Origin of the sequence: Streptomyces katrae, from assembly GCF_000966975.1 — a bacterium.
In the GTDB taxonomy this organism is placed as follows: domain Bacteria; phylum Actinomycetota; class Actinomycetes; order Streptomycetales; family Streptomycetaceae; genus Streptomyces; species Streptomyces katrae.
The window spans coordinates 1-8,280 of the sequence record NZ_JZWV01000545.1 but is presented as its reverse complement, the minus strand read 5'-3'; the positions used below and the strand labels follow the sequence as shown (position 1 = coordinate 8,280).

At 71.6% G+C, this 8,280-nt stretch carries 9 protein-coding genes and 1 tRNA gene; 2 read left to right on the top strand and 8 right to left on the bottom strand.

Annotation, left to right across the window (positions count from 1 at the left end; translation table 11 throughout):
• The 6 genes from VR44_RS19760 to VR44_RS19735 all read right to left on the bottom strand — a co-directional run.
• Positions 1-364, bottom strand: a 364-nt coding sequence (locus tag VR44_RS19760; protein ID WP_045948873.1) for a GHMP family kinase ATP-binding protein, incomplete at its 3' end; no start/stop codon positions are given.
• 374 nt (positions 365-738) lie between these two features.
• Positions 739-1,809, bottom strand: a complete 1,071-nt coding sequence (gene thrC / locus VR44_RS19755) for a threonine synthase (RefSeq protein ID WP_042820311.1) — start codon at positions 1,807-1,809, stop codon at positions 739-741.
• Positions 1,810-1,815: 6 nt separating this feature from the next.
• Complete coding sequence (locus VR44_RS19750; RefSeq protein WP_045948872.1) at positions 1,816-3,105, bottom strand: homoserine dehydrogenase; 1,290 nt, start codon at positions 3,103-3,105, stop codon at positions 1,816-1,818.
• Positions 3,106-3,264: 159 nt separating this feature from the next.
• Positions 3,265-4,656 (bottom strand): diaminopimelate decarboxylase, encoded by a 1,392-nt coding sequence (gene lysA, locus VR44_RS19745; protein WP_045948871.1) that lies wholly within the window; start codon positions 4,654-4,656, stop codon positions 3,265-3,267.
• A gap of 19 nt (positions 4,657-4,675) precedes the next feature.
• Positions 4,676-5,620 (bottom strand): ArgS-related anticodon-binding protein NrtL, encoded by a 945-nt coding sequence (gene nrtL, locus VR44_RS19740; RefSeq protein WP_045948870.1) that lies wholly within the window; start codon positions 5,618-5,620, stop codon positions 4,676-4,678.
• Between the two features lie 120 nt (positions 5,621-5,740).
• Positions 5,741-6,217, bottom strand: coding sequence for a response regulator (locus VR44_RS19735; RefSeq protein WP_094191764.1), 477 nt, complete (start codon positions 6,215-6,217; stop codon positions 5,741-5,743).
• 101 nt (positions 6,218-6,318) lie between these two features.
• Between VR44_RS19735 and VR44_RS19730 the strand changes: the two genes are divergently transcribed.
• Positions 6,319-6,390 (top strand) — tRNA-Arg (locus VR44_RS19730).
• Between the two features lie 85 nt (positions 6,391-6,475).
• Here VR44_RS19730 and VR44_RS19725 read toward each other — a convergent pair.
• Positions 6,476-6,982, bottom strand: a complete 507-nt coding sequence (locus VR44_RS19725; protein ID WP_045948868.1) for a hypothetical protein — start codon at positions 6,980-6,982, stop codon at positions 6,476-6,478.
• 456 nt (positions 6,983-7,438) lie between these two features.
• On the opposite strand from VR44_RS19725, the gene VR44_RS19720 reads away from it, so the two are divergent.
• Positions 7,439-7,822 carry a hypothetical protein gene (locus tag VR44_RS19720; protein ID WP_045948867.1) on the top strand — a complete coding sequence of 128 codons (384 nt, stop codon included), beginning with the start codon at positions 7,439-7,441 and terminating at the stop codon, positions 7,820-7,822.
• A gap of 6 nt (positions 7,823-7,828) precedes the next feature.
• On the opposite strand, the gene VR44_RS19715 is transcribed toward VR44_RS19720, so the two are convergent.
• Complete coding sequence (locus tag VR44_RS19715) at positions 7,829-8,197, bottom strand: DUF6083 domain-containing protein (RefSeq protein WP_045948866.1); 369 nt, start codon at positions 8,195-8,197, stop codon at positions 7,829-7,831.
• Positions 8,198-8,280: the final 83 nt, after the last annotated feature.

The window sequence follows — 8,280 nt, the reverse complement described above, 5'->3', positions numbered from 1 at the left end:
CGCCGCCTATGGTCACGGCGCGCGCGGCGACGATGCCGGCGCAGATCGCGGCCGAGGAGGAGCCGAGGCCCCGCCCGTGCGGGATGCGGTTGGCGCAGACGACCTCCAGGCCGCGCGGCTGTCCGCCCAGCAGGTCGAAGGCGGTGCGCATGGAGCGTACGAGGAGGTGGCTCTCGTCACGCGGGAGGGTGTCGGCGCCCTCACCCGCGATGTCGATGTTCAGGCCGGAGTCGGCGACGCGGACGACCACGTCGTCGTAGAGCCCCAGCGCCAGGCCGAGGGCGTCGAAGCCGGGGCCGAGGTTGGCACTGCTGGCGGGCACGCGCACTCGTACGGCGGCGGCGCGGAACGCTGGACCTGCCATCGGTCGATGACACTCCTTGTGACTGTGCGGGATCCGGCGGGCTGTGCGGGATCTTCGCTGCGAAATGTACTGGAGAACGTACGACACCCGAAGGCCCTCGGGGCAGCACCACGGTCATATGCGCGGTGGCGGATGTCAGTACAGCGTATCGAAGGAAGGTTCTCCCGCGACATAGGGCGCACAGGAGGCGCACGATGCGTGTCGCCGTCTTCCGGTGGATCGACGCTGAATTGCCGTTGGCTTCCGGTGTCGTACGGACCGGGTTGCCGGATTCCGGAAGGTTTCCGGAATCCGGCAACGGGGTCATGGGCCGCGGGGACGCGGCCCGGGGAGGTTCCCGGGACGGGCCCCGGGAGACCCGGGACCCGTCGGGGTCAGACCAGGCCGAGCCGGACGGCCGCGGCCTCGGCGTCCACCGGAACGGTGACGGGCTGCGGAGCGCCGGCGACCGCCCAGTCGGGGTCCTTCAGGCCGTTGCCGGTGACGGTGCACACGATCTTCTGGCCCGGGTCGACCAGGCCGAGCTCGGCGGCCTTGAGCAGACCGGCCACCGAGGCGGCCGAGGCGGGCTCCACGAAGACGCCCTCCTGGGAGGCCAACAGCCGGTAGGCGGCCAGGATCTGGCGGTCCGTCACCTCGTCGATGAAGCCGCCCGACTCCTCCTTCGCGGCCAGCGCGTAGTCCCAGGAGGCCGGGTTGCCGATCCGGATGGCGGTGGCGATGGTGTGCGGCTCCTTGACGACCTCTCCGCGCACGATCGGCGCCGAGCCGGAGGCCTGGAAACCCCACACGCGGGGCGTGCGGGAGGCCAGGCCGTCGGCCTTGTACTCCTTGAACCCCTTCCAGTACGCGGTGATGTTGCCGGCGTTGCCGACGGGCAGCACGTGGATGTCGGGGGCGTCGCCGAGCGCGTCCACGATCTCGAACGCGGCCGTCTTCTGGCCCTCGATGCGCACCGGGTTGACGGAATTGACCAGCGCCACCGGGTAGTTGTCGGACAGCGCGCGGGCCAGGTCCAGGCAGTCGTCGAAGTTGCCGTCAACCTGCAGGATCTTGGCACCGTGCACGAGGGCCTGGCCCATCTTGCCGAGCGCGATCTTGCCGCGGGGCACGAGGACCGCGGACACCATGCCGGCGCGCACCGCGTAGGCGGCGGCGGAGGCGGAGGTGTTGCCCGTGGAGGCGCAGATCACGGCCTTGGCGCCGTCCTCCTTGGCCTTGGTGATGGCCATGGTCATGCCGCGGTCCTTGAAGGACCCGGTGGGGTTCGCGCCCTCCACCTTGAGGTGCACCTCACAGCCCGTGCGCTCGGAGAGCACCTGGGCGGGAACGAGGGGAGTGCCACCCTCCCGGAGCGTGACCACGGGGGTCGTCTCGGTGACCGGCAGCCGGTCCCGGTACTCCTCGATGATGCCGCGCCACTGGTGGGTGCGATTGCTGCTCATGGGTCCTTACTCCCCTTCAACACGCATGATGCTGGCGACACCGCGCACGGTGTCCAGCTTCCGCAGCGCCTCGACGGTCCCGGAGAGGGCGGCGTCGGGTGCGCGGTGGGTGACGACGACGAGGGAGGCCTCACCGTCCTTGCCCTGCTGCCTGACCGTGTCGATCGACACTCCGTGCTCCGCGAAGGTGGTCGCCACCTGGGCGAGGACGCCCGGCTTGTCCGCCACATCGAGGCTGATGTGGTAGCGGGTGACGACGTCCCCCATGGGGCTGACGGGCAGCTGGGTGTACGCCGACTCGCCGGGCCCCGTTGCCTCGGCGAGCTTGTTGCGGCAGACGGCGACCAGGTCGCCGAGGACCGCGGACGCGGTCGGCGAACCGCCCGCGCCGGGCCCGTAGAACATGAGCCGCCCGGCGGCCTCCGCCTCGACGAAGACCGCGTTGTAGGCCTCGCGGACGGAGGCCAGCGGGTGGCTGAGCGGGATCATCGCCGGGTGGACGCGGGCGGTGACGGACTCGCCGTCGGCGGCGCGCTCCAGGATGGCGAGGAGCTTGATGGTGCAGCCCATCCGCTTGGCGGAGGCGAAGTCCGCGGCGCTGACCTCGGTCATGCCCTCGCGGTACACGTCGTCGAGGCGGACGCGGGTGTGGAAGGCGATGCCCGCCAGGATCGCGGCCTTGGCGGCGGCGTCGTAGCCCTCGACGTCGGCGGTCGGGTCGGCCTCGGCGTACCCGAGGGCGGTGGCCTGGTCGAGGGCCTCCTGGTAGCCGGCGCCGGTGGAGTCCATCTTGTCGAGGATGAAGTTCGTCGTGCCGTTGACGATGCCCATCACCCGGTTGATCTTGTCGCCGGCGAGGGACTCGCGCATCGGGCGGACCAGCGGGATGGCGCCGGCGACGGCGGCCTCGTAGTACAGGTCCAGCCCGTGCGTCTCGGCCGCGGCGTGCAGCGCGGCGCCGTCCTGGGCGAGCAGCGCCTTGTTCGCGGAGACGACGGAGATGCCGTTCTCGAAGGCGGTGGTGATCAGGGTGCGCGCCGGCTCGATGCCGCCGATGACCTCGATGGCCACGTCGATGTCGCCGCGTTTGAGCAGCGCGGTGGCGTCGGTGGTGACGAGCGCGGGGTCGATGCCCTCGCGCACCTTGGAGGGGCGGCGCACGGCGACGCCGGCGAGCTCGACGGGCGCGCCGATCCTGGCGGCCAGATCGTCGGCGTGCGTCGTCATGATGCGCGCCACCTCTGAGCCGACCACTCCACAGCCCAGCAGCGCCACCTTCAGCGGACGCGTACGCATCATTCGACCTACGCCTTTCGATCTTTCTTCGCTCCCGGCGCGCGGGTTACGCGCCAGGTATGAACCAGTCTCACTCAATGGACAGCAGTTTCCATCCTCGGTCCATTGAGTGAGACGTCTATTTTCGGGACCGGACGCCCTGTCCCGAAAATATGGGAATCACCCGAGGTCGAGAGACAGGAGATCTTCCTCCGTCTCACGCCGGACGATCACCCGCGCGGCCCCGTCGCGCACGGCGACGACGGGCGGGCGGAGCGCGTGGTTGTAGTTGCTGGCCATGGAGCGGCAGTACGCCCCGGTGGCCGGGACGGCGATCAGGTCGCCGGGGGCCAGGTCGGCGGGGAGGAAGGCGTCCCGGACGACGATGTCGCCGCTCTCGCAGTGCTTGCCGACGACGCGGACGAGCATGGGCTCCGCGTCGGAGACGCGGGAGACGAGGGTGACGGCGTACTCGGCGTCGTACAGGGCCGTCCGGATGTTGTCGGACATGCCCCCGTCGACGGAGACGTACGTGCGCAGCCCCTCCAGCGGCTTGATCGTGCCGACCTCGTAGAGCGTGAAGGCGGTCGGCCCCACGATGGCGCGGCCGGGCTCGACGGAGATCCGCGGAGCCTTCAGCCCCGCGCCCTCGCACTCCCGCGCGACGATCTCGGTGAGCGACTTGGCGATCTCGTGGGGCTCGCGCGGGTCGTCGGCGGACGTGTAGGCGATACCGAGCCCGCCGCCGAGGTCGATCTCGGGCAGCTCGACCCCGTGCTCGTCGCGGACGGCGGCCAGCAGCTGCACGACCCGCTTCGCGGAGACCTCGAAGCCGGCCATGTCGAAGATCTGCGAGCCGATGTGGGAGTGGACGCCGAGCAGCTCGAGGCTCTCGTGCCCGAGCGCCCGCCGCACGGCTTCGGCGGCGGACCCGTCGGCGACGGCGATACCGAACTTCTGGTCCTCGTGGGCGGTCGCGATGAACTCGTGGGTGTGCGCTTCCACGCCCACGGTCACCCGGATCTGCACGGGCTGCCGCACACCCAGCTCACCGGCGATGTGCGCGACCCGGGCGATCTCCTGGAACGAGTCGAGCACGATCCGTCCCACACCGGCGGAGACCGCACGCCGGATCTCACTCTCCGACTTGTTGTTCCCGTGGAAGGCGATCCGCTCGGCCGGCATCTCGGCGGCGAGCGCGGTGGCCAGCTCCCCGCCCGAGCACACGTCGAGGTTGAGCCCCTCCTCCTTCAGCCACTTCACGACCGCCTTGGAGAGGAACGCCTTGCCGGCGTAGAACACGTCCGCGTCCTTGCCGAAGGCGTGCGCCCAGGCACGGCAGCGGGCCCGGAAGTCCTCCTCGTCGAGGAAGTAGCCCGGCGTCCCGAACTCCTCGGCGAGCCGGGTCACTTCGATCCCGCCGACGGTCACGACCCCGTCCGCGTTCCGGGTGACGGTCCGCGACCAGACCTTCTCGTCCAGCGCGTTCAGGTCGGCGGGCGGCGGGGCGTAGTGGCCCTCGGGCAGGACGTCGGCGTGGCGGGGCCCGGCGGGGTGCGCGGAACGGCTCATCGGTATCTCTCTTCGCGGTTCACAAGAAATGGGGGGCGTCTATGCCGAGGAGGGCGAGGCCGCCGGCCAGCACCGCCCCGGCGGCTTCGGCGAGAGCCAGCCGGGCACGGTGGGCGGCCGAGGGTTTCTCGTCCCCGAGGGGCAGGACCTGGTGCTGGAAGTCGAGCAGCGCGTCGGCGACGACGACCAGGTGCCGCGCGAGCCGCTCGGGCGCCCGGTGGTGGGCGGCGGCTTCGAGGGCGAGGGGGTGATCGGCGAGGGCGCGCAGCAGGGCGGGCGCGTCGACGTCACCGGGTTCGCCGCGGAACCCGAGGTCGGCGGCGTTCCGCGTCAGCGCCCGGGCGCGGGCGTGCGCGTAGCGCACCCGGAAGACCTCGTTCTCCTCGCCTTGCACGAGCAGCCCGTCACCGAACACGGGCGTCTCCCGCGCCGGCACGACGACCATGGCCCAGACGGCGGCCGCGGCCCCGTACCGCGCGACCACGTCCCCGTCCCGCCGGGCGACGGGCGCGACACTCAGCCCTTCGCCCTCCCCCGGGAGCCCCTGCCCCTCCCGGATCCGCACGACGGCACCCCGCACGACGGCACCCCGCACGTCCTCCCGGCGCGTCCCGGCGGCGGGCTGCGGGGCGACGGGGAGACACCCGTACCGCCCGGCTCGCCCGGCCACGTCCCTTACGAGCTCGGCGGCGGAGAGGGGGGCGAGGGTGAAGTTCAGGAACCCGGGCCCGGTGACCTCGACGGTCGCGATGCCGGGCTCAAGGGCGAGCGCCTTCGCGAGCACGAGGGCCCCCTCGGCCCCCCTGCCCATCCTCAGGGCGACGGGACTGGCGTACTCCCCCACCCCTCCGGGCCGGGTCCGCTCGACGACCACCCGCGCGGGCACGGGCCCGCCCAGCTCCCCGGCCTCGACGGCGCGGCGTACGGCGTGTACGACGGCATGAGAGAGGTCGGCGGGGATCACGGAACCCAGCCTAGGCGAGAAGCCGGGCCCCCATGCATCGGGTTTCGCCATGTGGAATCCCCACCCACCGCAACCCCACCCGGCTACGACGCAGCCCTCTCCCCCTACACCCCTCTCCCCTTACACCCCTCTACCGGCCGGCGCGCCCTTCCGCTCCCGCCGGTCCTTCCGCTCCACGAGCCGCCGCCGCACGACCCGCACCAGCTCGGCGGGCTCGAAGGGCTTGGCGAGAAAGGCGTCCACCCCGGCGGCGATCGCCGCCTCGACCTCGTGCTGCGTACAGGCACTGACGATCGCCACGGGCACGTGCCGCGTCCGCGGGTCGGCCCGCAGCTGCGCGGCGGCCCCGAACCCGTCCAGTCGCGGCATGACCACATCAAGGGTGATCGCGTCGGGACACACGCGGTGGACGACGTCCAGGCACTCGGCACCATCGTTCGCGGTCACGACCTCGAAGCCCTCCAGCTCGAGATTGACCTTGATCAGCTGCCGGATGACCTTGTTGTCGTCGACAACAAGCACCCGGCCCGAGGCGCCTGGCACAACTCGAGGGTAGGTCGCCCTAAGCCCCCGCGTCCGGGTTTTTGCCACTTCCACCCCCTCCGGGCGACCGACCTCCTCCCTCCCGCTCAAAACGGTTCCTGATCACCCCGTCGGAGCTGGTAGTGTTCAACCCGTCGCCGCAACGCGAACGACACGCCCCCGTAGCTCAGGGGATAGAGCAACGGCCTCCGGAGCCGTGTGCGCAGGTTCGAATCCTGCCGGGGGCACTTCGCATGAAGTGCCCGAAGACCCCGCCATCAGCGGCAACGCTGAGGACGGGGTCTTGGCGTATGTGCGGCCAACCGCTCGGGGTCAGGCCGGCTTCTCGATGGTCGCGTCGCTGTCGGCCCGGACGTAGATGCGCGTGGTGCCCGGCTGGAACTCGTGCGCCTGGATCTTCGCGCACAGCCGGAGTGCGCCGCTTTCGGGTGTCTTCGTCTCGCCGGGGCAGACACTGGTGATGCGCATGCCGTCGACGAGGGTCTCGGGCTCGGGAAGGCCGAGGTGGCTGAAGCCGTCGCCGCGGGTGTATCCCGGGGCTTCCGGGTGCCGGTTGTGGGCCATCTGGGTGCCCTGTCGACGAAGCGGTTCCAGGAACTTGTCGGCCTCTTCGGTCCGCACGGTGAACGCGAGCAGGACCACGTCGTACTGCATGTTGCTGTGGAGGCCCGCCCGCCGGTCGACGGCCGTGTCGGGCACCCGGAGTCCGGTCACGGACGCCGCCCACTCAGGGGTGGCGTCCTGCTCCCAACAGCACTCCTTCTGGTCTGCGCCGGGGTATCGCACCCCGTACATGACCATCAGGACCGTGCCGAGCACCCCGAGAACGCATACGCCCGAGAACACCCGGGCCCCGACGGCAAGGCGCCGCCGAGACCGGTCACGCTCCCCAGGTCCGGCCGGCGCCACCGGAGCCCTCATCGGTCGATCTCCCCGCCACCGTCCCGGGCATGACGGCCGGGGTCACTTCGTTCACCGGCCCTTGTGGCCATGGGTCCCCTCCAACGCTGCCGCGCGGCCTGCTTGGCTTCACCCTAACCAGCAGTGGTTTCCGAGGACTTCAGGGCGGCAGGCCAATCCGGCTCGACGGTGGTGGCGCCGTCCGCAGAGCCGGACGGGAGTCCGGGATGCGGCCGCGTGTACCCCGTGTCCCCGTCGCGCGTCAAGGTACGTGAATCCGGGGCCTGACGTCGGGTGGGGGGCGGGGCCTACTGGAGGGGTGGTCGTGAGGGGAAGGAACCTCCGGCCGGGCCGTATCGACCGGAGGAGATTCCGATGACCCAGCAGACCTCCTGGACCCGCCGTCTCTTCGTTTTCGCCGCCTCGACCATCGTGGCCGCCGGGAGCACGGTGCTGAACGTCGCCGCGTTCGCCGCCGTCCACGGGACGCCGCACATCGCCGTGGCCGATCACCAGCGGCAGTGCATCAAGGCGCCCTGCGGCCCGGCGGACGGCGGCTCGACCGACGGGGGCGGGCCCTGGGGCGGCAAGGACGGGCATCCCCACGGGAACCCCTCCCACCACGTCGTGGAGTGCTTCGTGGCGCCCTGCGGGTCGGCGGACGGGGGATTCCCGCCCCCCAATCCCGCTCCTACGGGGAAGCGGGCGGACGTTCCCGATGACTCGGGGATGCAGTTCCAGGGCGGCGCCCTGGTCTGATCCCGGCTAGCCGGCGTCGGGCCAGTCCTGGGCGGGTTCCGCCCGGCGCCGCGCGCGGCGGTGGTTTTCGGTGCGGAGGGTGGTGAGCCAGGGCCAGAGGTCGGGGAGGGGCTGGGCCGCGCAGGCGAGGCGGTGTTCTATGCGGCACCGCTGTGTCGGGTCCGGCGGGCTGACGGCGTAGACCGTCACGCGGCCGTCGGAGCGGGTGATCCAGCGGTGCTGCGGTGGCACGACGTGGGCCAGAGGTGTCATGTCCGGCTCCAGGAGCACCCAGTCGTGCTCGTCCGTGGCCGTCCGGTCCACCGGCAGGCCGCAGTGCGGGCAGTGCGGCTGCCCGGCGCGCAGCCGGGGCGGTTCGTCCTGGTAGTCCCCCATACCGTGAGGGTCGACAGTCCGGCGCGTCGTGCAAAGGGCGCGAACCGGCCAGGACGGGTGGGACGGGTCGGTACGGGTGGGGC

Coding starts and splice junctions, on each gene's coding strand:
- VR44_RS19720 (WP_045948867.1), top strand. CDS start 7,439: ATGACCCAGCAGACCTCCTGGACCCGCCGTCTCTTCGTTTTCGCCGCC.
- VR44_RS19715 (WP_045948866.1), bottom strand. CDS start 8,197: ATGGGGGACTACCAGGACGAACCGCCCCGGCTGCGCGCCGGGCAGCCG.
- lysA (WP_045948871.1), bottom strand. CDS start 4,656: ATGAGCCGTTCCGCGCACCCCGCCGGGCCCCGCCACGCCGACGTCCTG.
- thrC (WP_042820311.1), bottom strand. CDS start 1,809: ATGAGCAGCAATCGCACCCACCAGTGGCGCGGCATCATCGAGGAGTAC.
- VR44_RS19750 (WP_045948872.1), bottom strand. CDS start 3,105: ATGCGTACGCGTCCGCTGAAGGTGGCGCTGCTGGGCTGTGGAGTGGTC.